This is a genomic window from Massilia sp. TWR1-2-2 (genome assembly GCF_049897565.1).
Lineage (GTDB): Bacteria > Pseudomonadota > Gammaproteobacteria > Burkholderiales > Burkholderiaceae_D > JAFCUW01.
The window spans coordinates 232,057-256,825 of record NZ_JAFCWM010000002.1 but is presented as its reverse complement, the minus strand read 5'-3'; the positions used below and the strand labels follow the sequence as shown (position 1 = coordinate 256,825).

The following is a 24,769-nucleotide window of genomic DNA, read 5'->3' as shown; positions in this document are numbered from 1 at the left end:
ATTCGTCCTAGTGTTCCGCGCCCAGGTAGGCGCGGATGACCTCCTGGTTGGCGCGTACTTCATCGGGCGTGCCGTCGGCGATCTTCTTGCCGTAGTCGAGCACCACGACGCGGTCGGAGATATCCATCACCACGCCCATGTCATGCTCGATCAGCACGATGGTCGTGCCGAACTGGTCGTTGACGTCGAGGATGAAGCGGCACATGTCCTGCTTCTCTTCGACGTTCATGCCGGCCATCGGCTCGTCGAGCAGCAGGATCTCCGGTTCGGCCGCCAGCGCGCGTCCCAGCTCGACCCGTTTTTGCAGGCCGTACGGCAGGCGCCCGACCGGTGTCTTGCGGATCGCCTGGATCTCGAGGAAGTCGATGATCTCCTCGACTTTTTCGCGGTGTTCGATCTCCTCGCGCCGCGCCGGGCCCCAGTACAGCGCCTGCAGCAGGAAGTTCGACTTCATCTTCAGGTTACGGCCGGTCATGATGTTGTCCAACACCGTCATGCCCTTGAACAGCGCGATGTTCTGGAACGTGCGCGCGATGCCGGCCTTGGCGGCGCTGTAGCAGTCCATGTTCTTGCGGCTCTCGCCGCGCAGCATGATGCTGCCTTGCTGCGGGCGATACACGCCGTTGATCACGTTCAGCATCGAGCTTTTGCCGGCGCCGTTCGGGCCGATGATGGCGCGGATCTCGTGCTGCCTGACGTCGAACGAAATGTCGGTCAGCGCCTTGACGCCGCCGAACGACAGCGAGATGCCGTTCAGGTCGAGGATTACCGGGCCGATCTTGCGCGCCAGTGATTGCTGGTTCATTTCCATTATGCTGCCGCCTCCACTTGCGGGAAGGTCTTCGCCTCGGCGATGCGCAGGTCGGCGCTGGCAACGCCGGTGCGCCCGTCCTCGAACTTGACCTGGGTGCTGATGAACTGCGACGTCTTGCCCGTATAAAGCGCTTCGATCAGCACCGCGTATTTTTCGGCGATGAACTTGCGCCGCACCTTGCGCGTGCGCGTCAGTTCGTCGTCGTCGGGATCGAGCTCCTTGTGCAGCACCAGGAAGCGGTGGATCTGGGTGGCGCCCATGCCCGGCTCGGACGCCAGGTCGGCGTTGACCTTCTCGACGCAGTCGCGCACCAGTTCATAGGTCTGCGCATGGCAGGCCAGGTCGGTGTAGCCGGAGTAGGCGATGTTGCGCCGCTCGGCCCAGTTGCCGACCGCTTCCATGTCGATGTTGATGAAGGCGCAGACCTGGTCGCGGCCATTGCCGAACGCGACCGCCTCCTTGACGAACGGGAAAAACTTCAGCTTGTTCTCGATGTAGTTCGGCGCGAAGATGGCGCCGTCATTGAGCTTGCCGACGTCGGCGGCGCGGTCGATGATCTTCAGGTGGCCGTCGCGGTCGAACATGCCGGCGTCGCCGGTGTGGAAGTAGCCGTCGGCGTCGATCACTTCGGCGGTGGCGTCGGGGCGCTTGAAGTAGCCGGCCATTGTCGCCACCGACTTGACCAGCACTTCGCCGTTATCGGCCAGCTTGACCTCGACGCCTGGCGCCGGCAGGCCGACGCTGTCGAACTTGATGTTCCCGTCCGGCTGCAGGCAGACATACGCGCACGTTTCGGTGGAGCCGTACAGCTGCTTGAGGTTGACGCCGATCGAGCGGTAAAAGCGGAACAGGTCGGGGCCGATCGCCGCGCCCGCGGTGTAGGCCACGCGTACGCGCGACAGGCCCAGCACGTTTTTCAGCGGGCCGTACACCAGCGCCTGGCCGATCGCGTACTGCAGCCGGTCGCTTGCCGCCACCGGTTTGCCGTCGAGGATATTCGAGCCGCAGCGCCGCGCCACGGCCATGAAGTGATGGAACATGCGGCGCTTGATGGCGCTGGCGTCTTCCATCCGGATCATCACGCTGGTGAGCATGTTCTCGAACACGCGCGGCGGCGCGAAATAATAGGTCGGTCCGATTTCGCGCAGGTCGGTCAGCACCGTGTCGCCCGACTCCGGGCAATTGACGGTGAAGCCGGCCACCATTGCCTGCGCCAGCGAGAACAGGCAGTCGCCGACCCACGCCATCGGCAGGTAGGACAGGATGTCTTCGTGGTCGGTCAGCTTGTCGAAGGCGACGCCGCCGGTGCCCGCCGACAGCAGCGCGGCGTGCGACTGCACCACGCCTTTCGGTTTGCCGGTGGTGCCGGAGGTGTACAGGATGATCGCCGGGTCGGACGCCTGGCCGGCTTCGACCGCCGCGTCGAACGCGCCCGGATTGGCCTTGTCCCAGGCGCGCCCGAGTTCCTGCAGCTGCGCCAGCGCGATCACGCCGGCCTGCTTGTAGTGGCGCATGCCGCGCTCGTCCTCGAAGGCGATGTGCTTGATCTGCGGGCACAGCGCCGCCAGTTCGATCAGCTTGTCGACCTGTTCCTGGTCTTCGACGATGGCAAAGGCGATGTCGGCGTCGTTCAGCACATAGGCCATGTCGGCGGCCGGCGCGTCCTGGTACAGCGGCACCGGCACGCCGCCGATGCTCTGCGCGGCCAGCATCGCCCAGTACAGGCGCGGGCGGTTGTCGCCGACGATGGCCAGGTTCATGCCGCGCTCGAAGCCGAGGGAGGCCAGGCCGCAGGCCATCGCGCGCACTTCCTGGTTGACCTCGAGCCAGCTCCAGGTCTGCCATATGCCGAGGTGCTTTTCGCGGAATGCGGGCCGCGCCGGGCGCAGCTCGCCGTGCGCTCGCAGGCGCCGCGGAAAGGTCTGCAGATTCGTCTGCAGCGTCGCGCTGTCCGATGTGTTCACTTCGTCCCCTCCTGTAATTGCGCCTCGCCTGGTCTGTCAAAAAAGCCGGGCCGGTACATTTTTGTGTGATGATATTAGCTTGCGGTTGATTCCCATGTTGTCTTTTGGGTGACAATTGCGTGACTTTCGATGGTGCGTCGCACAAATGAACATTGCCACACAAACGCTGACCGAACACCTGCGCCAGACCATCTGGGCGCAGTCGCTGTCGGCCGCCGAAATGGTTCAGGTCGAGGCCGCTTGCCACGAGCAGTTCGTGCCGAAGGGCGGCTTCGTCTGCCGCAAGGGCGAGGCGCTGGAAAGCTGGATCGGCATCATCGAGGGCTTGGTTAAAATCAACAATTTTTCCGCGGGCGGCAAGAGCGTGACGTTTGCCGGCGTGCCGACCGGCGGCTGGTTTGGCGAAGGTTCGCTGCTCAAGGACCAGGCCCGCAAGTACGACGTGATGGCGCTGCGCGACACGCGCGTGGCGCGCATGCCGCGCGAGACGTTCGAGTGGCTGCTCGAAACGAGCCTGCCGTTCAACCGCTTTCTGCTGATGCAGCTCAACGAGCGGCTCGGCCAGTTCATCGGCCTGGTCGAAAACGACCGCACGCTCGACATCGACACGCGCGTGGCGCGCTGCCTGGCCGCGATGTTCAACTCGCACCTGTACCCGGGGCTCGAGAAGATGGTGCACATCTCGCAGGAGGAGATCGGCTACCTGTCGGGCGCCTCGCGCCAGCGCGCCAACCAGTCCTTGCAACTGCTCGAGAAGGAAGGTCTGGTGGCGCTCGATTACGGCGGCATCCGCGTGATCGACCTCGACGGGCTGCGCCACTTCAGAGCTTGAGTTCAAGGTTAGCGGCGAAGGTTTGATTACCCTGCGTGGGCGAGGACGACAGGCGCGCCCTGACGGGGTATCATAGGACCATGCATAATTCACTTACCACTTCCGAGCGCGCCGCGGCACTGGCGCAGCTTCGCGCCGTCATGCAGCGCGAGCATATCGACGCCATCCTGGTGCCGTCGGCCGACCCGCACTTGTCCGAATACCTGCCGGGCCGCTGGCAGGGCCGCGAATGGCTGTCGGGCTTTACCGGCTCGGTCGGCGCCTTCATCGCCACCGCCGCGTTCGCAGGCGTCTGGACCGACGCGCGCTACTGGACCCAGGCCGAAGCGGAACTGGCCGGCAGCGATATCGCCCTGATGAAAATCCCGTCCGGCGCCAGCCTGCTGTACGTCGACTGGCTGGCCGCCAACCTGCACAGCGGGCAGACGGTGGCGGTCGACGCCCGCGTGCTGGGCCTGTCGACCGCGCGCCTGCTGGCCGACGCGCTGCGCGAGCGTGGCATCGTGCTGCGCACCGACATCGACCTGCTCGATGAAGTCTGGAGCGAGCGCCCGCCGCTGCCGGCGGCGCCCGTGTTCGAGCACGCCGCGCCGTACGCGTCGACCACGCGCGCCGACAAGCTGGCCGAGGTGCGCGCGGCGATGGCGACGATGGGCGCGACCGGCCACTTCATCTCGACGCTGGACGACATCGCCTGGCTGTTCAACCTGCGCGGCGCCGACGTCAACTACAACCCGGTGTTCCTGTCGCACGCGCTGATTGGACCCGATCGCGCGACGCTGTTCGTCGCCGACGGCAAGGTGCCGGCCGATGTCGCCGAACGGCTGCGCCTCGATCGCGTCGAGCTGGCGCCTTACGGCCAGGCCGAAGCGGCGCTGGCGCAACTTGGCGCCGGCGAAGTGCTGCTGGTCGACCCGCGCCGCATCACCGCCGGCATGCGCGCCGCGGTGCCGGCCGCCGTCAAGGTGGTCGAAGCGGTCAACCCGAGCACCTTCGCCAAATCTAAAAAGACGCAGCAGGATGCGGCCCACGTGCGCGCCACGATGGAGCAGGACGGCGCCGCCTTGTGCGAGTTCTTCGCCTGGCTCGACGTGCGCCTGGCCGACAAGCGCCGCGGCCCGCCGACCGAACTCGATATCGACACTCACATCTGCGCCGCGCGCGCGCGCCGGCCCGGCTTCGTCAGCCCGAGTTTCGGCACCATCGCCGGCTTCAATGCGAACGGCGCGATCATGCACTACCGCGCCACCGAGGCCTCGCACGCCGACATCGAAGGCGATGGCCTGCTGCTGATCGACTCCGGCGGCCAGTACCTTGGCGGCACCACCGACATCACCCGCGTGGTCCCGATCGGCACGCCGTCCGCCGCGCAAAAGCGCGACTTCACGCTGGTGCTCAAGGGCGTCATCGCGCTGTCTTCGGCGCAGTTCCCGCGCGGGACGAAGTCGCCGATGCTCGACGCGCTGGCGCGCGCGCCGATCTGGGCCGCCGGTAACGAGTACGGCCACGGCACCGGCCACGGCGTCGGCTACTTCCTCAACGTGCACGAGGGGCCGCAGTCGATTTCCGCGACCAGCATGCCCGAGCCGCATACGGCGATGGAGCCGGGCATGATCACGTCGGTTGAACCGGGCATCTACCGGCCCGGCCGCTGGGGCATCCGGATCGAGAACCTGGTGCTGAACCGCAGCGCCGAAGCCACCGAGTTCGGCGAATTCCTCGACTTCGAGACGCTGACCTTGTGCCCGATCGACACCCGCCTGCTCGACCTGCAGCTGCTGCGCGCCGACGAGACCAAGTGGCTCAACGACTATCACGCGACGGTGCGCGCGCGCCTGGCGCCCCACGTCGATGGCGCCGCCCGCGCCTGGCTCGACGAGCGCACCGAGGAGATCTGAATGAAGGGTCTACGTTCCACCCGCGGCAGCAATGCCGTCGACCGGCTCAAGCTACGTAGCGGTAACGCCGGCTACACCATGTCGGTCACCGGCGACGGCCTGTTTTTCCTGTCCGGGAAGCCGGGCGGGACGCCGTTGTGCGAGCCGCTCGAACTGGCCGAATTTGCCGCCTTCGTCAACAGCCTCGGGCCACAGACGCCGAAGCGCGTCAGCAAGCTCGATGTCGCGTTCGAAAAACAGCTGGTCAAGAAAAAACCGTCGTAAGCGACACTGAAAGAACCCGAATGCCCACATTTGAAATGCTGGCCGCCTACTGGACCCAGCGCGAGCTGGCCACCAATGGCCTGATCCTGCTGAACCTGTTGGGCGCGCTGCTGCTTGGCCTGCTGGTCGGCTACGAGCGCTCCTACCATGGCCGCGCCGCCGGCATGCGCACCTATGGCCTGGTGTGCATGGCGTCGGCCGCGCTGACGATCATCGGCGGCTATCCCGAGTTCTGGTACGGCGGCCATGGCGGCGCGCTGGCCAGCGTGGCCGACCCGACCCGCATCATCCAGGGCGTCGTGACCGGCATCGGCTTTCTCGGCGCCGGCGTGATCATGCGCGAAGGCTTCAACATCAGCGGCCTGACGACGGCGGCGTCGATCTGGGCGTCGTCGGTGATCGGCATCATGGTCGGCGTCGGCTTCTACATGGCGGCGATGGGGCTGGCGTTCATGGCGTCGATGATCATGATCTACCTGCACAAGATCGAGGCGTTCCTGCCGTCGCGCCATGCGCTGGCCGTCATGATGCGCTTCAAGCAGGACTTCGTGCCGCTCGAATCGACGCTGCGCCGCGTGGCGCTCGAACGCGGTTACGAAATCGCCGGCGGCACCATGGCGATCGGCGGCACCGACGGCTGCCAGGAGTGGCGCTTCGTCGTGCTGGCACTGTCGCGCAAGAGCGGCATGCCGCTGTCGATGCTGGCGGCCGAACTGGCCAGGTTCGAGGGCATCGACACCTTCCAGTTATCGCACGCCCGCAATTGATCCCCCACACGAAGGCGGTCTCGATGAGTCCACAAGAAGTACTCGATTTCTGGTTCCTGCCGCCTGGCGCGCAAAGCCACGGCAAGCCGCGCGTTGAATGGTTCAGGAAGGACGAACGCTTCGACGCCGCCATCGCCGAGCGTTTCGGCGCCGTCATCGACCAGGCAGTGGCAGGCGGCCTGCGCGAATGGGACCATGAAGGCGCGCAGGGCACGCTGGCGCGCATCCTGGTGCTCGACCAGTTCACCCGCAACGCCTATCGCGGCAAGAGCGCTTCGTTCGGCGGCGACGCGCTGGCGCTGGCAGCGGCCACCGAGCTGGTCGAATCGGGCGGTCACCAGAGCCTGACGCCGCTGCAGCGCTCCTTTGCGTACATGCCGTTCGAGCATGCTGAAGACGCCGGCATGCAGGAAAAGGCGGTGACGCTGTTCGCCGCGCTGGCCGCCGCCAACGACCAGGACTTCGACAGCACGCTCGATTATGCCCACCGCCACCGCGGCGTGATCGCGCGCTTCGGCCGCTTCCCGCATCGCAATGCGATCCTTGGCCGCGCGTCGACGCCGGAGGAACTCGAGTACCTGAGCCAGCCCGGATCGGGATTCTGACATGCCGCAAACGCTCAACATCGTCGGCGCCGGCCATCTCGGCCGCGTGCTGGGGCGCCTGTTCGCTGCCAGCGGCGCGTTCGACGTACGCGACGTGCTGACCCGCTCTGCCGCCAGCGCGGTCGACGCGGTCGGCTTCATCGGCGCCGGCCGCGCGGTCGGCGCACTGGCCGACCTGCGTCGCGCCGACGCCGTCATGCTGGCGGTGGGCGACGACCAGATCGAAGCGGTGTGCGCGGCGCTGGCCGATGCCGGCATGCTCGACGGCGCGCTGGTGTTCCACTGCAGCGGCGCCAAATCGTCGGCGGCGCTGCAGGCGGCCGCCTCTGAAGGCGCGCTGACGGCCAGCGTGCACCCGGTGCGCAGCTTCGCCGACCCCGACGGCGTGGCGCGCGACTTTGCCGGCACGTTCTGCGGCATCGAAGGCGACGCCCGCGCACTGGCGCTGCTCGAGCCGGCGCTGGCGCTGATCGGCGCGCGCCTGGTGCCGATCGACGCCGCCGCCAAGACGGTCTATCACGCCGCCTCGGTGATCGCCTCGAACTACCTCGTCACGCTGATGGATGCGGCGCTACGCGCCTACCAGGCGGCCGGCATTCCGGAGCAGGTGGCGCGTGAACTGGCGCGGCCGCTGGCGACAGAAACGCTGGAGAACGTGTTTCGCCTCGGCGCGCGGCCATCGCTGATGGGGCCCATCGCGCGCGGCGACGTCGCCACCGTGGCGCGCCAGCAGGCGGCGCTGGACGGCTGGGATGCGCCGACCGGTGAGCTGTATCGGGCGCTGGCGGTGGCCACCACCAGCCTGGCGCGGCGCGACCGATGATCAGGAAAGCCGTGGCGGGCGACCACGCGCAGCTCGTCGCGCTGTACCGGCTGGTGGCGGCCACGCCCGACGCCATCGCGCGCACGCCGGGCGAGGTGACCGACGACTACGTCGGCGGCTTCATGCGCCGGGCGGCGGCCGACGGCGTCGAGCTGGTGTGGGAGGAGGGCGGCCGCATGCTCGGCGAGATCGACGCATCCGGCCCGGGCATCGCCTCGCTGTCGCATCTGCTGGCGGCTGACCATCGCGGTGGCGCCACAGGCGCAGGGGCGCGGCGTCGGCCGCGCGCTGTTCCAGGCGCTGCTCGACGAAGTGACCCACCACATGCCGCACATTGACCGCGTCGAGCTGTTTGCGCGGGTGTCGAACGAGCGCGCGCGCGGCCTGTACCGCTCGCTCGGCTTCGTCGAAGAAGGCCGCCTGCGCGGGCGCGTCAACAATGCACTCGGCGTAGCGGAGGACGATACCGTGATGGCTTGGCTGCGGCCCTGATAGTGTTGCCATCTTGCAAAAAAGATGCAGGCAAGCATCGACAAACGCGGAAATTCGCAATAAGCTTGTCCCTCTGGGTGTTTTAATCGAGAACATTACCGATCGTTGCAGGCCCGGGTACAACAGGACGAGGCGCGAAGTCGCGTAACAATATCAAGAAGGAAACATCATGCTGTTTTTGAAAAGTACCGCCGTGACGAAGGCGCCCGGCATTTACGAGCTGGACATCGCCGCCAAGCCGCCCGGCAAGACCTTCGGCATTTTCATGGCCACCGATCCCGCTCACCCTCCGACCGAGGTGCTGACGGCGCTGGCCAAGCTGGGTTTCCAGAACACCTATCAGCAAAGCTACACCCACAAGGACAAGGGCAAAGTGCTGGACATGCACTTCCAGAAAAACGGCACCGACCTGTTCAACGGCTGGAAAACCGAAGAGTGCGCCGCGAACATGGCCGCCGTCGAAGAATTGTTCAAGGGCATCGGCCTGACGATCGCACCGCGCGTGATGACCCTCGCCGAAGCCTACGCCTGATTTCCCCTTGGCAGGCTCACGCCTGCACCTCGATGTGATACAGCCCCCACGGAGATTCGCCGAAGCGCTCGGCCAGCGGCCTGGCCGCCAGGTCCGGCACGCGGTCGGCATCGACCACCGCCCATAGCGGGCCGAGCCCTCGCAGCGCCATTGCCGCGCCGTCGAACTCGGTTGCGAGCACGTAGCGCTGGCTGCGCGCCTTGCCGACGCCAATGACCACTGCAAACCGTTGGCAGAAATGCATCTTGCGCCAGCGGGTTATTCGTATCAAGCAATTTGTCGGGCGGCTGATATGATCGGGACATCATGGATTTGTTCGACTCCGCAGCAACAATGACGCCGATCCCGGTCGAGGATGGCGAATTGTCCTTCCTGGCCCAGCTCGCCCTGCCGATCCCCAACGACGAGGTGCTGGCGCGCCTGATCGCCGAGACCGCCTGGCGCAGCGACGTGATCACGCTGTGGGGCAAGCGATATCCGCAGCCGCGGCTGACCGCCTGGCACGGCGAGAAGACGTATTCGTACTCCGGCCTGACACTCGAGCCGCTGCCGTTCACGCCGTTGCAGCGGGAAATCCTGGCGGCGGTAGAGGCTGCGACAGGGTGGCGCTTTAACAGCGTGCTGTTGAATTACTACAGGGACGGCCGCGACAGTATGGGGATGCATAGCGACAACGAACCCGAGCTGGGCCCCGAGCCAGCCATCGCTTCCCTCAGTTTCGGTGCCACGCGCACATTTATCCTCCAAAACAAGCTGAACAAGCTGCGGTTACAACTCGCCTTGAGCGATGGCAGTTTGCTGCTCATGGCGGGAAGATTGCAAACTAACTGGTCGCACGGAATTAACAAATCGGCAAGGCTTTTGGGCCCGCGTGTAAACCTAACTTTTCGTTTAATCGAGTAACGTCGTCCAATATCGCCTTATTCGCTCATGCATATAACTGAACCGCTGGTCAGTAGTTTGTCTAGACGGCTTACATTTGATTACATTTCTTACCAAATCGCCAACGACGTGGGCTTTTGTCTTTGTTATCTTGGCCATCTCGCAATTCATTGGGAATTGTGGGACAGACGAATAACCTGACAAAAGGATTCCACATGAAAAAGCTCATCTTCGCAATGATCGCGGCGGCAACCACTATGGGCGCTGCCCAGGCAGCGGGTCCAGGTCCTTACGTCGGCGTCGGTATCGCCAGCGCTGACCATAGCTACAAGCTGCCAGGCACCGTCGGCGGCGACACCGATGGCTACAAGGCTTCGGGCAAGATTTTCGGCGGCTATGATTTCGACCAGCGTTTTGGCGTTGAGGTCGGCTACACCGACTTCCGCTCATCGAGCCACAGTTACACCCTGAACGGCGTCAAAGGCCGCGCTGAATCGGAAGGCGATTCGTTCTACGTCGCCGGCAAGGCAACCCATCCGATCAACGAGCAGGTTTCACTGTTCGGCAAGCTGGGCGCGGCGCGCAACAAGTCGGACCTGAGCTCGACCAACGGCGTGTTCAACCGCAGCGCAAGCAAGACCGAGCTGTATGGCGCGCTGGGCGTGCAATACAACCTGAACCAGAAAGTCGCGCTGACCGCTGAATACGAGCGCTATGGCAAGAGCAAGGACTTCGGCGCCAAGGCTGACGTTCTGACCGTTGCCGCGAAATACGCATTCTGATAACGGCGCTGCCGCTGAAAAAAGAGCCCTTCGGGGCTCTTTTTTCGTCCTACGCACGCACTGCGCTGTCCGTGCGTACCAGGCCGGACGCGATGAAGCGGTGCAGCGAGGACCACTGCCAGTCGACCGCCTGCTCGCACAGGCCATGTCGCATCGGGTTGGCGTGGACGTAGTCGACCAGGCGCTTGTATTCGGCGTCGCTGGGGACGCGGTGGTCCTGATAGTGCGGCTGCCAGATGACGCTGTCGGGCGCGGCCGTGGATTTGCGCAGCGCTTTGGAGAAGGCGATCTTGATTGTGCGCCAGCGGCTGGCGCAGTCATGGTCGCCCGGCGGCAAGGTCCAGATCGCGTGCGCATGGTCGGGCAACACTACCCACGCATCGACGTGGAAAGGGCGTTTGCTGCGGGCCTGGCGCATCGCTTCGCCGAACGCCGAAAAGTGGTCGGTCAGCAGCGTGCTGCCGTGCTCGATCAGGCGGACGGTGAAGAAAAACGTTCCGCCCGGAACCCGGTTGTGGCGGTAGTCATTCATGCGCATAGTGTGCCAAGCTGATTGTCGGTCCATATCGAATCGCGCAAACGAGCGGCGCATTGAAGAGCATAAAAAAGGCTATGTCATCGCTAAGTGTGGGAAGGCGCCGAGCGCCGACCTGAGCAGCATCTCGGGTGAATCGATCCGGTCACCATCGATTGCCGATCGCCAGCCCAGGTAATTTGGCAGGTATCGGCTTGCCACGCCGTTAAATCGAACGAGCCATTGCTTGAACCGGCGGTGACAGGCGTTGACGTTTTGCACATGCATCTCGCCTGCCACACGCACCCCTGCCGAGAGGTTGACTGCATGATGGGCGATCCCGCTTGCGCGGGCAAACACCCGGTAGGCAGGATGGCGGTCGGTGACCAGCAGGATATCGGCGGCCACCACCGGCGACAGGCAGCGCTGCAGGTGGGCGTGCCGCAGCGGTGCCCGGCCGGTGACGAAGTCGACCGTCCTGCCGCTGCGGTCACGGGCCACCAGGATGCAGTCGTGCTCATGCGAGATGCCGCGCCGCCGGGCCGATCCGCCGCGGCGGCGCGGCGGCCGGTCCATTTGGCGCGATCCCTTCTGCGACTCCAACAGGTAAGTCTCGTCCGCTTCGGTGATGCCTGAGAGCGGACAAATGCGGTCGTGCCTGGCGTGCATGAGGAAGCGGTGGCGCCAGCGAAAACGGGTGTTCTTGTGGACGCCGGCGAGCGCCGCAGCGCGGCGCACCGTGTTCGACTGCAGCATGCCGGCCAGGTAGGGCAGCCATGTGCCGCGGTGGCGCAGTCTGGCCAGCGGCGCACCCGTCAATGCGTTGCAGGTGCGGGGCAGTCGACGCAGCGATAGCGGTTCAGCCCGTGAGCCTGGCCGTGACGTTGCAAGCGCCTGCAACTGCAGTGCGGACACGCTTTGCTCCAGGTTGATTCGATCAGCGCGCAGGTCTGTTCGCGCATCGAAGGTCGGTCCAAGCAAGCGGCAAGGTCGGTGCGCTGACGCAGCGTCAGCGTGGCGGCCTGCTCGATGAACCGGCTGAATTTGCCCGGATCCACAAGGGCCTCCCAACGCAATACGGTCTGGTGCAGACCTCAACGGTTGGGCGTTAGTTCAAAATCCCCCACCTAACGGTGACATAGCCCATAAAAAAGCTCCCCGCGGGGAGCTTTTGTTAATGCGATGAACCTGCTTACACCGTGAGCGGCTTGTAGCGGATGCGCTTCGGCTTGGCGCCTTCTTCGCCGAGACGCTTTTTCTTGTCCGCTTCGTATTCCTGGTAATTGCCGTCGAAGAAGGTCACTTGCGAATTGCCTTCGAACGCCAGGATGTGCGTGGCGATACGGTCGAGGAACCAGCGATCGTGCGAGATCACCATCACGCTGCCGGCGAACTCGAGTAGTGCATCTTCCAGCGCGCGCAGCGTTTCGACGTCGAGGTCGTTGGACGGCTCGTCGAGCAGCAACACGTTGCCTCCCTGCAGCAGCGTCTTCGCCAGGTGCAGGCGGCCGCGTTCGCCGCCCGACAGGTTACCGACGATCTTCTGCTGGTCCGACCCCTTGAAGTTGAAGCGGCCGAGGTAGGCGCGCGACGGCATGTCGAAGCGGCCCACGGTCAGCATGTCGGCGCCGCCGGCGACGTCGTCAAACACGGTCTTGGTGTTGGCCAGGTCGTCGCGGTTCTGGTCGACAATCGACACGCGCGCGGTCTGGCCGATCGCCACTTCTCCGCTGTCGGGCTGCTCCTTGCCGGTGATCATCTTGAACAGGGTCGACTTGCCGGCGCCGTTCGGGCCGATGATGCCGACGATGGCGCCAGGCGGCACGGTAAACGACAGGTTGTCGATCAGCAGGCGGTCGCCGAACGCTTTCGACACGTTCTTGAATTCGATCACTTCGTTACCGAGGCGCTCGGCGACCGGGATGAAGATCTCGGACGTTTCGTTGCGCTTCTGGTATTCGTGCTCGGACAGCTCATTGAAGCGCGCCAGGCGCGCCTTGCTCTTGGCCTGGCGGCCCTTCGGATTCTGGCGCACCCACTCGAGTTCCTTGGCGATGGTTTTCTGGCGCGACGATTCGGTGGCTTCTTCCTGCTTCAGGCGGTTGCCCTTCTGCTCCAACCACGAACTGTAGTTACCTTTCCACGGGATGCCATGGCCGCGGTCCAGTTCCAGGATCCACTCGGCGGCGTTGTCGAGGAAATAGCGATCGTGGGTGATGCCGACGACGGTGCCGGGAAAGCGCAGCAGGAATTGCTCGAGCCACTCGACCGATTCGGCGTCGAGGTGGTTGGTCGGCTCGTCGAGCAGCAGCATGTCGGGCTTCGACAGCAGCAGGCGGCACAGCGCGACGCGGCGCTTCTCGCCGCCCGACAGGATGCCGATCTTGGCGTCCCATGGCGGCAGGCGCAGCGCATCGGCGGCCATTTCCAGCTGCAAGTTCAGGTTGCCGCCATCGGACGTCGAGATGATCGCTTCGAGGCGCGCCTGCTCGGTGGCGAGCGCGTCGAAGTCGGCGTCCTCGTCGGCGTAGGCGGCGTACACGGCCTCCAGTTTAGCTTGCGCCTCGAACACTTCACCGAGGCCCGATTCGACGATCTGGCGGACGGTCATGTCCGGGTCGAGTTGCGGTTCCTGCGGCAGGTAGCCGATGTTCAGGCCTGGCATTGGCACGGCGTCGCCCTGGATGTCGGTATCGATGCCTGCCATAATTTTCAGCAACGTCGACTTGCCGGAGCCGTTCAGGCCCAGCACGCCGATCTTGGCGCCCGGAAAGAACGACAGCGAAATATCCTTCAGGATCTGGCGTTTCGGCGGGACGATTTTGCCCACCTTGTTCATGGTGTAGACGTAATTTGCCATTGCAATATTCTCAGGTGTGACGGAAGGTGCACAGCATACCGGAAATCCGGCGTCGAATCTGACCTGGCCGGGCCGGCCCCCCTCTTTTTGCTAGCTGCACACCAAATTGGGGTCAGACCTAGGTCTGACCCCAATTCGATTTGCCTGCCGTTTTTGGCGCCATTTCGTTGGACTGGCGCGAGTTCAGTCGTGCTGCGTGAAAAGGGGGGGCAAACCCGTTGGTTGACGGCGAAAGGCCGTTTGCCTGAATTTAAACCGGGTCTGACCCCAATTTATTCTGGCGGTTGCGCCACAGGCCTTCGGCGGCGTACAGCGCCAGCGCACTCCAGATCAGCAGGAAGCCGACCAGCCGCTCAGCCGTGAATGCTTCGTGGAATAGCCACACGCCCAGCAAGAACTGGATCGTCGGCGAAATGTATTGCAGCATGCCGAGCACCGCCAGCGGGATCTTGCGCGCGCCCGAAGCAAACAGCAGCAGCGGGATCGCCGTGATCGGCCCGGCGGCCACCAGCAACCAGCGCGTGTCGTCGGAAGCGGCGTTGATGAAGCCGTTCTCGCCATGCAGGCCCAGCCACGCGAGATAGCCCAGCGCCAGCGGAAACAGCACCATCGTCTCGAACGACAAGCCTTCCAGCGCACCAAGCGCGGCCGTTTTGCGCATCAGTCCGTAGGCGCCAAACGAGCTGGCCAGGATCAGCGCTATCCACGGCACCGATCCCGTCTGCCATGTCAGCCATGCCACGCCAAGCGCCGCCAACGCAATCGCCATCCACTGAACCGGCCGCAGCCGCTCCTTCAGGATCAGGTAACCGAACATGATGTTGACCAGCGGATTGATGAAGTAGCCGAGGCTGCCCTCGATGACGTGGCCATTGTTGACCGCCCAGATGTACACCAGCCAGTTGACGCTGAGAAGAACGGCGCTGGCAACGAAGCTGCCGATGACGCGCGGCCTGCGCAACACCGCCGGCAGCCAGCTCCATTGCCGCCGGAACGTCAGCACGATGGCCAGGAACAGCAGCGACCACACCACGCGGTGCGCCAGGATCTGGCCCGGCGGCACATCCTTCAATGCGTTGAAATAGAGGGGGAACAGGCCCCAGCAGAGAAACGCCAGGGTTGCGGAGATGATGCCGGTGCGCATGGAGGACAGTCAGGTTTGCCAAGCCGACATTATCCTCCAATTGCTACGGCACCGCTGAGCACGGCCAGCGTCTACTTGCCCACCGCGAACAGCACCGCGTTGTTGATCGCGTACACCAGGCCGTCGGCGCCCACCGCGGTCGGCGTGTACGAGTCGCCCAGGCCGCTCGTCAGCCGGATCTTCTGGCTCAGCGTGTTGGTCGTCAGGTCCCAGCGGTACAGGTAGCCATCTTCGCTGTTGACCAGGATCGACTTGCTGAACGGATCGACCGCGGCGGTGTTGATGCACCACTCGGTGGCGCCGGCCGGAAATCTCGGGTCCGGCGTCGGGCCCAGGATGGTGAGCACGTCCTTCATCACCGGCTGGCTGGCAATGACCGGATCGGGCTGGGTCGCGTTCGGATCGAGTACGGCGATGCGGTTCTTGCCGTCGCCGCTGCCGGCGCGGCTGTAGTTGTTGTACTTCACCATCACCAGGTAGCTCGACGTGCCGGTGTAGCTCGGCACCAGCGCGGCCGGCACCACCGACGCGGTATCGTCCCAGCCGAACGAGCCGGCGATCTTCGTCTGCGCCAAGGTGGCGTCGAAATGCAGCAGCCAGCCGCGTGCGTTGTGGGTGCCCTGCACCGCCTCGAGCACGCCGAAATAGACGTCGCCGTCCGGCCCGATCATCGGCGAGGCGGTGCTGTCCTCGCTGATGCGCGCGCTTTGCGACGTCGACGGATCGAGCAGCCGCGCGCGGCTCTTGCGCGCCAGCGTCGTGCTGTCAAGCGCCAGCAGCTGGCCTTCGCTGCCGCTGCCCTTGACCACCACGTACACCGTCTTCTGGTCGCTCGAGATTGCCGGCGCCGCGCCCATGGCCGGCTTGACCATGGCGGCGTCGCCCGCTGCCGCGTCGGCCGACACCCAGCTGCCGGTGCCGTCGGCGCCGACGCGGGCGATGCCGCTGACCAGTCCGGCGGGATTGGACGCCGCCGCAACGAAGCCGAAGAACAGGTTGCCCTGGTTGTCGGCCGTGATCGGCGTGTTGATGTGCACCGATGCATCGAAGCCGGCCTGGTTGGCGCTGTACGCCGGCTTGCCATAAAACACAAAACTGTTGGTCGTCGCGGTCGGCGAATCGGCGTCGTCGCGGTAAAACACCTTGCCGCCGGCGCCAGGCATGACCACGCGGTTGCCCTTGGTCAGGGTGACGTTGTAAGCCGGTGTCCAGTTGTGCGCCGGGAAAACGTAGTCGCTGTCCATCGTCCACGCCAGCGCGCCGTTGCCGCCGATGCGCGCCTCCACCCGGTAGCTCTTCGCCACCGCTCGCTTGACCGGGATGATCACCGTGTTCTTCGACGTGATGACCGGCGAGCCGTAGTGCACCAGCAGGTAACCCTGCTGGCTGTATTGCGGCGCGACGTCGACCGGCGCCTGCCAGACGATGCGGCCCAGTTCCTGCGTGCGGATCGCGGCGAGCGCAGTGTGCTGGGCGTCGCCGCCATAGCCGAGCCAGGCCGGCCCGTTGACCACCGGCGGCGGCACCGGCACCGGCACCGGCACCGGCACGGGCACCGAACCGCCGCCCCCGCCGCTGCAGGCAATGATGGTAGTCGCCAGCAGCAGCGCCAGCGCGCTGGCCGCTGTCGGCCTGGTACTTGTGTGCTCGGACCGACGCATGGAATGCTCCGTAGTGAATTGTTGTTCAGTTTCCCACGGCAAGAGTGCGCCGAACCGGGAAAAATTTCAAGTAGGCAGGATTGCTGGGATACACTCTCGTGTGGCCCGAATCAACATTCCCGTGAAAACAATCCTGCGCCGCTTCGGCCTGCTGGCGGCGGCCGTCCTGCCCGTCCTGGCGCACGCCGCCGGGCCCTCTGCGCGCGCGCCGACGCCTGCACGTACGCCATATCCCATCCTGTTCGTCACCCAGGTGCCGGTGCACACCGACACGGCGGCGCGCCTGTCGGCCTTCGCCAACCATCTGGGCGGCCCCGGGCAGGCCCCGCGCGGCGGCGACCTGATGCTGCGCTACCCGGATGGCAAGCTGCGCAACCTGACGCGCGAAGCCGGCTTCGGCAATACAGGCGTCCAGGGCGCCACGGCAATCGCGGTGCGCGAACCGTCGGTGCACCGCAGCGGCAAGCAGGCGGTGTTCAGCATGCTGGTCGGTTCCCCCACCGGCGCCGGCGACGAAGCAGCAGCCTGGCAGATGTACGAAGTGCGCGGTCTCGGCCGCGGCCAGCGCGCCGTCATCGCCAAGGTGGCGGGCCAGCCGGCTGGCTACAACAACGTGTCGCCGCTGTACGGCAGCGGCGACGCGCTATTGTTTACCTCGGACCGCCCGCGCGATGGCGCCGCCCACCTGTATCCGCAACTCGACGAATACGAAGCAACGCCGACGGTCACCGGCATCTGGCGCTTCGATCCCGCCAGCGGGTCGCTGCGCATCCTCAATCACGCGCCGAGCGGCGCCTTCACGCCGATCATCGACAGCTACGGGCGGCTGCTGTACACCCGCTGGGACCACCAGCAGCAGGACCAGCTCGCCGAGCGTGACCGCAATGCCGCGCACAACCGGGTCGCGCTGCCGTTTCGCTCCTTCAACTATGCCGGCGAAGGCGCGCGGGCGCCGGCGCTCGACTCGCGCGCCGAACCGTTTCCCGAGTCGCGTGGCGGCAGCAGCAGCGTGTACGGCGAAGTGAGCGCCTTCACCACCAATTTCTTCACCATCTGGCAGATGAACGAAGACGGCACCGGCGAAGAAACGCTGAACCATGTCGGTCAGCACGAACTGGCGTTCGGCTTCATGACGCCAAGTTTCCGCGACGACCCGAGCCTGTCGAACCGCACCTTGCCGGCCAACCACGCCAACCGCCTGGCCGTGCGGCGCGAGGGCGGCCTGTTCCACCTGCGCGAGGAGCCGCGCCGCGCCGGCAGCTACGTCGCCACCGCGGCGCGCGAATCGGGCGCGTTTACCACCGGGCCGCTGGTCAGGCTGTCCGGGTCGCCGACGCTCAATGGCGACCAGATGCGCGTTACCGCGCTGACGGCGTCCGATCCGGCCGACGCCGTCGCCGGCGGGCGCTTCCGCAACCCGCTGCCGCTGTCGGATGGGCGCCTGGTGGCCAGCCACACCCGCGCCGAAAGGCCGCCCGAGCAGGGTATGCCACTGCCTGACCTGCGGCTGCGCCTGCTGGTGCGCGGCGCCGGCGGACTGTACCGCGCCGGCGCGCCGCTCACCGCCGGCATCCACGCCTCAGTCAGCTGGCGGTCGGCCGGCGGCGGGCGCAGTTTCAGCGGCCCATTGTGGGAGCTCGATGCGGTCGAACTGCGCCCGCGCCTGGCCGGCAAGCCGGTGCGCGTGGCCACCGGGCTCGACGCGCCCGAGCGCGCCGTGCTGCGCGAAGAGCACGTCAGCGAAGCGGCACTGCGCGCCTGGCTGTTGCGGCGCGACCTGGCGCTGATCGTCACGCGCGACCAGACCAGCCGCGATAGGGCAGACTTGCAACAGCCGTTCAACTTGCACGTTCCAGGCGGCATCAAAACGGTGTCGAAGACGTCGCCAAACGGCAAGGTCTACGAGATTGCGCACTTCCAGATATTCCAGGGCGACCAGCTGCGCGCCTATCCTGGCCGTGCGGGCCGCCGCGTGATCGCCCAGGCGCTGCATGCTGCCGCCGGCGCCAATCCCGCCAATCCAGCGGGACCGGTCGGCAGCGTCCGCATCGCTGCCGATGGCTCCACCGCGGCATTCGTGCCGGCGCGGCGCGCGCTGACGTGGCAGACGACCGACCGCGCCGGCAGCGCGATCGTGCGCGAACGAAACTGGATTACCTTCCAGGCCGGCGAGATGCGCGCCTGCGCTTCGTGCCACGCTACCAACACGGCCAACCAGGCTGGATTGCTACCGCTGAACAAGCCGCAAGCGCTGCGGCAACTGTTGCAATACTGGAAGACTTTGCCGCCGTAAGGCAGTGCTGATTCGTAATGAAATGTCCTTGCAATTTTCTGGAGCCTAACCTATTGTGCAATGCACAAAACAACATATGGTGCAATCTTGACGTCGGAACATAAAAAAAGCAGTGTCGCCGCCTTGACCTTGGCGGCGGTCGGCATCGTCTACGGCGATATCGGCACCAGCCCCCTGTACACGCTGAAAACCATCTTCGACGACGAGCACGGTCTCGCGCTCAACACCTTCAATCTCCTCGGCGTCATCTCCCTGATCTTCTGGGGCCTGACCATGATCGTCTCGCTCAAATACGTCGCCCTGATCCTGCGCGCCGACAACCGCGGCGAGGGCGGCGTCATGGCGCTGATGGCGCTGGCGCTCAATTCGGTCACCAAGTCGTCCGGCTGGTATGTGCCGCTGATGATGATCGGCGTGTTCGGCGCCACCATGTTCTACGGCGACAGCGTGATCACCCCCGCCATCTCGGTGCTTGGCGCGATCGAAGGCCTGGAAGTGGCCGCGCCGGCGCTGCACCAGTACGTGGTGCCGCTGACGATCGTCGTGCTGGTGGCGCTGTATTCGGTGCAGCGGCGCGGCACCGCCGGCATTGGCCGCTGGTTCGGGCCGATCATGATGGTGTGGTTCGCCGCGCTGGCCATCATGGGGGTGATCAACATCGCCCAGGCGCCGCAAATTCTCTCCGCCCTCAATCCGTATTACGCGTTCGCTTTCATGCTCGAGAACCGCTTCATCGCCTTCGTCGCATTGGGCGCGGTGGTGCTGGCGTTTACCGGCGCCGAGGCGCTGTACGCCGACATGGGCCACTTCGGCAAAAAGCCGATCCGCGCCGCCTGGTTCCTGATCGTGTTTCCTTCGCTCGCGCTCAACTACCTCGGCCAGGGCGGCCTGCTGATCGCCCATCCCGAGGCCGTGTCGAACCCGTTCTTCCACCAGCTCGGCGCCTGGAGCATCTATCCGCTGGTGGTGTTGTCGACCATGGCGGCGGTGATCGCTTCACAGGCCACCATCTCCGGCACCTTCTCGATGACCAAGCAGGCGATCGCGCTCGGCCTCCTGCCGCGCATGCGCGTCAAGCACACCTCCGAGAGCGAGATCGGCCAGATCTACATCCCGGCGGTCAACTGGCTGCAGCTGATCGTGGTGCTGATCGCCGTGATCGGCTTCGGCTCGTCAGACAAGCTGGCCGGCGCCTACGGCATCGCCGTCACCGCCACCATGCTGTGCACCACCCTGCTGACCTTCTTCGTCACCCGCTACCGCTGGCACCTGCCGCTGGCGCTGTGCTTCGGCGCCACCGGCTTTTTCATCATCATGGACATCATGCTGTTCTCGGCCAGCACGCTCAAGCTGTTCCACGGCGGCTGGTTCCCGCTGCTGCTTGGCGCGGTGCTGTTTACGGTGATGATGACGTGGCGGCGCGGCCGCGAACTGGTGTTCCAGAACCTGCAGAAGCACGCCATTCCGCTCGACGACTTCCTGCAGTCGCTGTTCGTCGCGCCGCCCACCCGCGTGCCGGGCACCGCCATCTTCCTGCGCGGCGAAAGCGACGGCGTGCCGCATGCTCTGCTGCACAACCTGTCGCATAACAAGGTGCTGCATGACCGCGTGGTGTTCCTGACGGTGCACATTCACGAGGTGCCGTGGGTGCCGCTCAAGGAGCAGGTAATGGTGGTCGAGCTGGGCCACAACTGCTTCCAGCTCAATATCACGTACGGCTTCAAGGACGAACCGGACATCCCTAAAGTGCTGGCCGAGTGCCACCATAAAGGGCTGCCGTTCGAGATGATGGAGACGTCGTTCTTCATCGCCCGCCAGACCGTGATCTCGGCGCCCGGCGGCGGCATGGCGCCGTGGCGCGAGCACCTGTATGTGGCGATGTCGCGCAATGCTCGCGGCGCCGCCGACTACTACCAGATTCCGACCAACCGGGTCATTGAGCTCGGTACCCAGGTCGAGATCTGATACAAACGAATACAACTTTCAGACAGTTTGGCGGAGGATCGGGCGCGGCCCGCTCTGCTAAACTCTGGACACTTTTTATCTTGTCGAGGATTTACCCATGAAATTCAAGCTTGCCCTGATCGCCGTACTCGTCGCCGCAACCGCCTTGACCGCTTGTGGCGGAAGCGATTCGGGAAGCTCCGGGGGCGTCACCGTCAGCAGCCCGTCGGCACTGACCAGGACCGACACCGTGCTGGGCACCGGCGCGGTCGCCGCGGCCGGCACCATCCCGACCATCAAGTACACGGGCTGGCTGTACAACTCGGCCGCGGCCGACTTCAAGGGCACGCAGTTCGACAGCGGTACCATCAATGCGGCCGGCACTGCTGCCGCCTCCACGTTCCGCCTCGGCGCCACCAGCGGCAACATGCTGATCGCCGGCTTCGACCAGGGCGTCACCGGCATGAAGGTCGGCGGCAAGCGCACCATCCTCATTCCGAGCAGCCTCGGATACGGGGCATCCGGTTCGGCCGGCGGCATCCCGCCGAATTCGGGGCTGGTGTTCGAAGTCGAAGTCACCGCCGTCAACTAAGCTTCAGTCCCGCAGCACCCGCGCCGGCGCCATGTTCATGGCGCCTAGCGTGTGGCGCAAGGTCGACAGCACCGTGACCAGCGCCGCCAGCACCAGCGCCGCGGCCAGCGGCCAGGCGCCCATCGGCGCCTTCTCCACGTATCCAGCCAGGTAGCGCGCAATCACCACCGCGGCAAGCGGCAGGGCGATCGCCGCGCCCAGCGCCAGCAGGGTGGCGAATTCTCGTCCGACCAGCCGCAGGATCGCGCTGCGTCGAGCCCCGTACAACTTGCGCAGCACGATCTGGCGCGCCATCCGCTGCACGCTGTAGGTCGCCAGCACGTAGATGCCGAACGACGCGATGGCGATCGCAATCAGGCTCGCCAGGCCAAGCAGCTTTGCCAGCCGCAGGTCCTGGTCGTAGTTCCTGGCGAAGTAGCTCGACGCACGCCGCGCGTCCACCACCTGGTCGGGGGCGATACGGCGCGCCGCCGCTTCGGCCGAGGCCTCCAGCGCGCGCATGTCGCCGGTGGTGCGGACCAGCAGCGCCAGCGGCGTAGGGCTCAGCCGGTAGACCATCGGCCGGCTGGCCTGGTGGGCGGAATCGAAGCGCATCGGCGGCGCGATACCGACCACCTGCACCGGCGCGCCTTCCTTGATCGTCAATATCTGGCCCACCGCCATTCTGCTGTTGGTGTAGCCGAGCGAGCGCGCCGCGCCTTCGTCAAGCACTACCTTGCCGACCGAATTGTCGGTTTCGGCGCGGTGCTCGAACAGCCGTCCGGCCACAGGTTTGATTCCGACCACTTCGAAGAAATTGGCGCTGACGTCGAACGCCAGCAACTGGCTGGTGGCGCCGCCGGCTGTACTGAACGGCACGTGGTTGCCGATGAACCGTTCGCCGATGGCGCCGATTGCCGCCGCCACGCCGGTAACGCCAGGCAGTCGCGCCAGTTCGTCGCGCAGCTTGTCGCGCGGGGCGCCGCGCATCGGCCTTGGCAGCTCCAGCACCAGCATGCCGGTCGGGTCGAAACCGGGGTCGAGGTTCGTGGCGTAGTGGGTCTGCCACAGCATCGCCAGCGTGACCGACGTCAGGCCGATCGCGGTGGAAAACTGCACCACCGTCAGGGCGCGGCGCAGCCACAGGCCGGTGCTCGTCTCGGCGCTGCCGCGGCCGGCCAGCGTCTGCTGCGGATGCACGCCCAGCGCCACCCAGGCCGGATACAGGCCGGCGATCAGGCCGGTCGACACCCCGAGCGACAGCGCGATCAGCACATTGACGACGTCGAACATGCCATCGAGCTTGCGGTCCACCAGTTCGGCAAACACCGGCAGCAGAAGCCACGCCACCAGCAGGCCGAGCGCGGCGGCAAGCAACGCGACAAGGGTCGACTCGGCCAGGAACTGCAGTACCAGCCGGCTGGTCGAGGCGCCCAGCACCTTGCGCACCGCGATTTCGCGCTGGCGCCGCATGCTGCGCACGGTGGCCAGGTTGACGTAGTTGGTGGCCGCCAGCAGCAGGATCACCAGCGCGGTCGCGGCCAGGGCGCCGATCTGGCGCAGGTTGCCGTGCTCGCTGCTGCCGGGCGTGTCGGCCGTGTCGGGGTCGAAGTACATGTCGCTCAATGCGGTCAGGCGCACGTCGAGCGCTTTGCGCTTGCCCAGCTCCTGCAGCATTTTCGGCGGCAGCTCCGTCGTCAGTGGCGAGGCGTCGACCGCGCTTTGGAGCGACTGTTCCAGCGCCGCGGCGCTGGCTCCCGGCCGTAGCTTGACGTAGACCCGGCCGCCGATCTGGCCCCAGTTCGACATCACGCTACGGCGGTAGCCATCGGGCCACGCGCTGGTGCCGGCGCCGGCCAGCGCCTCGTAGTAGATGGTACTGTTGGCGGGCGCGTCGGGCAGCACGGCGGCTACCCGGAAAGTGGCGCCGCTGATGGTGACCGCTTCGCCCAGCACTGCGGCGCGGCCCAGCAGGCGCTGCGCCGCGCCGCGTGTCAGGGCGAGGCTGCCCGGCTCCGTCAGCGCAGCCCGCAAGTCGCCCTCCAGCGCGCGCACACCGAACATGGCCGGAAAGCCCGGGTTGACCGCCACCAGCATCACCTCGCGCAGATTCGGGCCGGCCTTCATCGACACCTGCAGCGGAAACAGCATGCTCGCTTCGGCAACCATCGGGCTGCGCTGCGCCTGCGTCAGAAACTGCATCGGCGCCAGCTGATACCACTCGGGTTTGCCGGCGATGTTGAAACGGGTCTTCACCAGGTGCACCTGGGCCGCTTCGGGCACGTCGACATCGTAGGTGAACGAATAGCGCACGAAGCCGAGCAGCAGGAAGCAGGCAGCAAAGCCGGCGGCCAGGCCGAGGACGACGACCGCCGAATAAGCCGGTTCCTTGACCAGCATGCGCCAGCCGATGCGGAAATCACGCAGGTTCATGCTGTCTCCTCACGCTGCCGCTTGCAGCGCGTCGACCACGATGCGCCCGTCGAGCAGGTGCAGCGTGCGCGACGCCTGCGCCGCGTGCGACGGCGAGTGCGTCACCATCACCACGGTGGTGCCCTCGGCGTTAATGTCGCGCAGCAGGCGCATCACCTCGTCGCCGTGCGCGGTATCGAGGTTGCCGGTCGGTTCATCGGCCAGCAGCATCGCCGGGCCGGCCACCAGCGCGCGGGCGATCGCCACCCGCTGCTGCTGGCCGCCCGACAGCTGCGACGGCCGGTGCGTGGCGCGGTGCGCGATGCCGAGCCGCTCGAGCATGGCGCCGACCCGCGCACGCCGCTCGGGGGCCGGGGTGCCGGTGTATTCGAGCGCCAGTTCGACATTCTCGAACACCGACAGCTCTTCGATCAGGTTGAAGCTCTGGAAGATGAAGCCGACGCGCCCGCGGCGCAGCGTGTTGAGCTTCGCCTCGCTCCAGCCGGCGACGTTCTGGCCTTCGAACCAGTACTCGCCGCTGTTGGGCACATCGAGCAGTCCCAGAAGGCCGAGCAAGGTCGACTTGCCGCAGCCGGAGGGACCCGTGATGGCGACGTATTCGCCGGCGTCGATCGCCAGGTCGATGTGGTCGAGCGCGGTCGTCTGCACTTCGCCGGCCAGGTGGATCTTGCTGACGCCTACAAGTTTGAGCATG

General features: G+C 65.7%; 23 protein-coding genes and 1 pseudogene. 14 read left to right on the top strand and 10 right to left on the bottom strand.

Going from position 1 to position 24,769, the window contains the following annotated elements; genetic code table 11:
- Nucleotides 1-7: 7 nt before the first annotated feature.
- Nucleotides 8-805: an ABC transporter ATP-binding protein gene (locus ACP7DD_RS03090; protein WP_426173239.1), complete on the bottom strand. Its 798-nt coding sequence runs from the start codon at nt 803-805 to the stop codon at nt 8-10.
- Between the two features lie 5 nt (nt 806-810).
- Nucleotides 811-2,778, bottom strand: a complete 1,968-nt coding sequence (locus ACP7DD_RS03085; protein ID WP_426173238.1) for an AMP-dependent synthetase/ligase — start codon at nt 2,776-2,778, stop codon at nt 811-813.
- A 145-nt stretch (nt 2,779-2,923) separates the two neighbouring features.
- On the opposite strand from ACP7DD_RS03085, the gene ACP7DD_RS03080 reads away from it, so the two are divergent.
- From ACP7DD_RS03080 to ACP7DD_RS03040, 9 genes are all read left to right on the top strand, one after another.
- On the top strand, nt 2,924-3,610 hold the full coding sequence (locus ACP7DD_RS03080; protein WP_426173237.1) for a Crp/Fnr family transcriptional regulator: 687 nt from the start codon (nt 2,924-2,926) through the stop codon (nt 3,608-3,610).
- A gap of 80 nt (nt 3,611-3,690) precedes the next feature.
- Entirely contained in the window at nt 3,691-5,508 is a 1,818-nt protein-coding gene (locus ACP7DD_RS03075; RefSeq protein ID WP_426173236.1) for an aminopeptidase P family protein, read from the top strand.
- Nucleotides 5,509-5,772 carry a hypothetical protein gene (locus tag ACP7DD_RS03070; protein ID WP_426173235.1) on the top strand — a complete coding sequence of 88 codons (264 nt, stop codon included), beginning with the start codon at nt 5,509-5,511 and terminating at the stop codon, nt 5,770-5,772.
- 20 nt (nt 5,773-5,792) lie between these two features.
- Nucleotides 5,793-6,539: an MgtC/SapB family protein gene (locus ACP7DD_RS03065; protein ID WP_426173234.1), complete on the top strand. Its 747-nt coding sequence runs from the start codon at nt 5,793-5,795 to the stop codon at nt 6,537-6,539.
- Between the two features lie 23 nt (nt 6,540-6,562).
- On the top strand, nt 6,563-7,144 hold the full coding sequence (locus ACP7DD_RS03060; RefSeq protein WP_426173233.1) for a DUF924 family protein: 582 nt from the start codon (nt 6,563-6,565) through the stop codon (nt 7,142-7,144).
- A 1-nt stretch (nt 7,145) separates the two neighbouring features.
- Complete coding sequence (locus ACP7DD_RS03055; RefSeq protein WP_426173232.1) at nt 7,146-7,967, top strand: Rossmann-like and DUF2520 domain-containing protein; 822 nt, start codon at nt 7,146-7,148, stop codon at nt 7,965-7,967.
- Nucleotides 7,964-8,305, top strand: a complete 342-nt coding sequence (locus ACP7DD_RS03050; RefSeq protein WP_426173327.1) for a hypothetical protein — start codon at nt 7,964-7,966, stop codon at nt 8,303-8,305. The genes ACP7DD_RS03055 and ACP7DD_RS03050 overlap by 4 nt, the downstream gene beginning before the upstream one ends.
- Complete coding sequence (locus ACP7DD_RS03045; protein WP_426173231.1) at nt 8,217-8,459, top strand: GNAT family N-acetyltransferase; 243 nt, start codon at nt 8,217-8,219, stop codon at nt 8,457-8,459. The genes ACP7DD_RS03050 and ACP7DD_RS03045 overlap by 89 nt, the downstream gene beginning before the upstream one ends.
- A 169-nt stretch (nt 8,460-8,628) precedes the next feature.
- Nucleotides 8,629-8,991 carry a hypothetical protein gene (locus tag ACP7DD_RS03040; RefSeq protein WP_426173230.1) on the top strand — a complete coding sequence of 121 codons (363 nt, stop codon included), beginning with the start codon at nt 8,629-8,631 and terminating at the stop codon, nt 8,989-8,991.
- A gap of 16 nt (nt 8,992-9,007) precedes the next feature.
- Here the strand turns inward: ACP7DD_RS03040 and ACP7DD_RS03035 are convergent, their stop codons facing one another.
- Nucleotides 9,008-9,235 (bottom strand): hypothetical protein, encoded by a 228-nt coding sequence (locus ACP7DD_RS03035; RefSeq protein WP_426173229.1) that lies wholly within the window; start codon nt 9,233-9,235, stop codon nt 9,008-9,010.
- A gap of 62 nt (nt 9,236-9,297) precedes the next feature.
- Between ACP7DD_RS03035 and ACP7DD_RS03030 the strand changes: the two genes are divergently transcribed.
- Together ACP7DD_RS03030 and ACP7DD_RS03025 are read left to right on the top strand one after the other, a co-directional pair.
- Complete coding sequence (locus ACP7DD_RS03030) at nt 9,298-9,894, top strand: alpha-ketoglutarate-dependent dioxygenase AlkB family protein (protein ID WP_426173228.1); 597 nt, start codon at nt 9,298-9,300, stop codon at nt 9,892-9,894.
- Between the two features lie 194 nt (nt 9,895-10,088).
- Nucleotides 10,089-10,655, top strand: a complete 567-nt coding sequence (locus ACP7DD_RS03025) for a porin family protein (RefSeq protein ID WP_426173227.1) — start codon at nt 10,089-10,091, stop codon at nt 10,653-10,655.
- 49 nt (nt 10,656-10,704) lie between these two features.
- On the opposite strand, the gene ACP7DD_RS03020 is transcribed toward ACP7DD_RS03025, so the two are convergent.
- The 5 genes and pseudogenes from ACP7DD_RS03020 to ACP7DD_RS03000 form a co-directional block, all read right to left on the bottom strand.
- Nucleotides 10,705-11,187 (bottom strand): REP-associated tyrosine transposase, encoded by a 483-nt coding sequence (locus ACP7DD_RS03020; RefSeq protein ID WP_426173226.1) that lies wholly within the window; start codon nt 11,185-11,187, stop codon nt 10,705-10,707.
- Nucleotides 11,188-11,265: 78 nt separating this feature from the next.
- Nucleotides 11,266-12,227 (bottom strand): annotated as a pseudogene (locus tag ACP7DD_RS03015) (IS1595 family transposase).
- 134 nt (nt 12,228-12,361) lie between these two features.
- Nucleotides 12,362-14,029, bottom strand: a complete 1,668-nt coding sequence (gene ettA / locus ACP7DD_RS03010; protein WP_426173225.1) for an energy-dependent translational throttle protein EttA — start codon at nt 14,027-14,029, stop codon at nt 12,362-12,364.
- Between the two features lie 250 nt (nt 14,030-14,279).
- Complete coding sequence (gene rarD / locus ACP7DD_RS03005; RefSeq protein ID WP_426173224.1) at nt 14,280-15,173, bottom strand: EamA family transporter RarD; 894 nt, start codon at nt 15,171-15,173, stop codon at nt 14,280-14,282.
- A 71-nt stretch (nt 15,174-15,244) separates the two neighbouring features.
- Nucleotides 15,245-16,834, bottom strand: coding sequence for a hypothetical protein (locus ACP7DD_RS03000; RefSeq protein WP_426173223.1), 1,590 nt, complete (start codon nt 16,832-16,834; stop codon nt 15,245-15,247).
- A gap of 121 nt (nt 16,835-16,955) precedes the next feature.
- Between ACP7DD_RS03000 and ACP7DD_RS02995 the strand changes: the two genes are divergently transcribed.
- The 3 genes from ACP7DD_RS02995 to ACP7DD_RS02985 all read left to right on the top strand — a co-directional run bounded on the left by ACP7DD_RS02995 (nt 16,956) and on the right by ACP7DD_RS02985 (nt 21,663).
- The gene (locus ACP7DD_RS02995; RefSeq protein ID WP_426173222.1) at nt 16,956-19,127 is read left to right on the top strand and encodes a hypothetical protein; all 2,172 of its coding nucleotides are present in this window, start codon (nt 16,956-16,958) and stop codon (nt 19,125-19,127) included.
- Nucleotides 19,128-19,214: 87 nt separating this feature from the next.
- Nucleotides 19,215-21,092, top strand: coding sequence for a potassium transporter Kup (locus ACP7DD_RS02990; RefSeq protein ID WP_426173221.1), 1,878 nt, complete (start codon nt 19,215-19,217; stop codon nt 21,090-21,092).
- Nucleotides 21,093-21,189: 97 nt separating this feature from the next.
- Nucleotides 21,190-21,663 (top strand): FKBP-type peptidyl-prolyl cis-trans isomerase, encoded by a 474-nt coding sequence (locus ACP7DD_RS02985; RefSeq protein WP_426173220.1) that lies wholly within the window; start codon nt 21,190-21,192, stop codon nt 21,661-21,663.
- A gap of 3 nt (nt 21,664-21,666) precedes the next feature.
- Here the strand turns inward: ACP7DD_RS02985 and ACP7DD_RS02980 are convergent, their stop codons facing one another.
- On the bottom strand, nt 21,667-24,075 hold the full coding sequence (locus tag ACP7DD_RS02980) for an ABC transporter permease (protein WP_426173219.1): 2,409 nt from the start codon (nt 24,073-24,075) through the stop codon (nt 21,667-21,669).
- Between the two features lie 9 nt (nt 24,076-24,084).
- Nucleotides 24,085-24,768 carry an ABC transporter ATP-binding protein gene (locus ACP7DD_RS02975; RefSeq protein ID WP_426173218.1) on the bottom strand — a complete coding sequence of 228 codons (684 nt, stop codon included), beginning with the start codon at nt 24,766-24,768 and terminating at the stop codon, nt 24,085-24,087.
- Nucleotide 24,769 lies beyond the last annotated feature (1 nt).

Coding starts and splice junctions, on each gene's coding strand:
- ACP7DD_RS03090 (WP_426173239.1), bottom strand. CDS start 805: ATGAACCAGCAATCACTGGCGCGCAAGATCGGCCCGGTAATCCTCGAC.
- ACP7DD_RS03080 (WP_426173237.1), top strand. CDS start 2,924: ATGAACATTGCCACACAAACGCTGACCGAACACCTGCGCCAGACCATC.
- ACP7DD_RS03075 (WP_426173236.1), top strand. CDS start 3,691: ATGCATAATTCACTTACCACTTCCGAGCGCGCCGCGGCACTGGCGCAG.
- ACP7DD_RS03070 (WP_426173235.1), top strand. CDS start 5,509: ATGAAGGGTCTACGTTCCACCCGCGGCAGCAATGCCGTCGACCGGCTC.
- ACP7DD_RS03065 (WP_426173234.1), top strand. CDS start 5,793: ATGCCCACATTTGAAATGCTGGCCGCCTACTGGACCCAGCGCGAGCTG.
- ACP7DD_RS03060 (WP_426173233.1), top strand. CDS start 6,563: ATGAGTCCACAAGAAGTACTCGATTTCTGGTTCCTGCCGCCTGGCGCG.
- ACP7DD_RS03055 (WP_426173232.1), top strand. CDS start 7,146: ATGCCGCAAACGCTCAACATCGTCGGCGCCGGCCATCTCGGCCGCGTG.
- ACP7DD_RS03050 (WP_426173327.1), top strand. CDS start 7,964: ATGATCAGGAAAGCCGTGGCGGGCGACCACGCGCAGCTCGTCGCGCTG.
- ACP7DD_RS03040 (WP_426173230.1), top strand. CDS start 8,629: ATGCTGTTTTTGAAAAGTACCGCCGTGACGAAGGCGCCCGGCATTTAC.
- ACP7DD_RS03035 (WP_426173229.1), bottom strand. CDS start 9,235: ATGCATTTCTGCCAACGGTTTGCAGTGGTCATTGGCGTCGGCAAGGCG.
- ACP7DD_RS03030 (WP_426173228.1), top strand. CDS start 9,298: ATGGATTTGTTCGACTCCGCAGCAACAATGACGCCGATCCCGGTCGAG.
- ACP7DD_RS03025 (WP_426173227.1), top strand. CDS start 10,089: ATGAAAAAGCTCATCTTCGCAATGATCGCGGCGGCAACCACTATGGGC.
- ACP7DD_RS03020 (WP_426173226.1), bottom strand. CDS start 11,187: ATGAATGACTACCGCCACAACCGGGTTCCGGGCGGAACGTTTTTCTTC.
- ettA (WP_426173225.1), bottom strand. CDS start 14,029: ATGGCAAATTACGTCTACACCATGAACAAGGTGGGCAAAATCGTCCCG.
- rarD (WP_426173224.1), bottom strand. CDS start 15,173: ATGCGCACCGGCATCATCTCCGCAACCCTGGCGTTTCTCTGCTGGGGC.
- ACP7DD_RS03000 (WP_426173223.1), bottom strand. CDS start 16,834: ATGCGTCGGTCCGAGCACACAAGTACCAGGCCGACAGCGGCCAGCGCG.
- ACP7DD_RS02985 (WP_426173220.1), top strand. CDS start 21,190: ATGAAATTCAAGCTTGCCCTGATCGCCGTACTCGTCGCCGCAACCGCC.
- ACP7DD_RS02980 (WP_426173219.1), bottom strand. CDS start 24,075: ATGAACCTGCGTGATTTCCGCATCGGCTGGCGCATGCTGGTCAAGGAA.
- ACP7DD_RS02975 (WP_426173218.1), bottom strand. CDS start 24,768: ATGCTCAAACTTGTAGGCGTCAGCAAGATCCACCTGGCCGGCGAAGTG.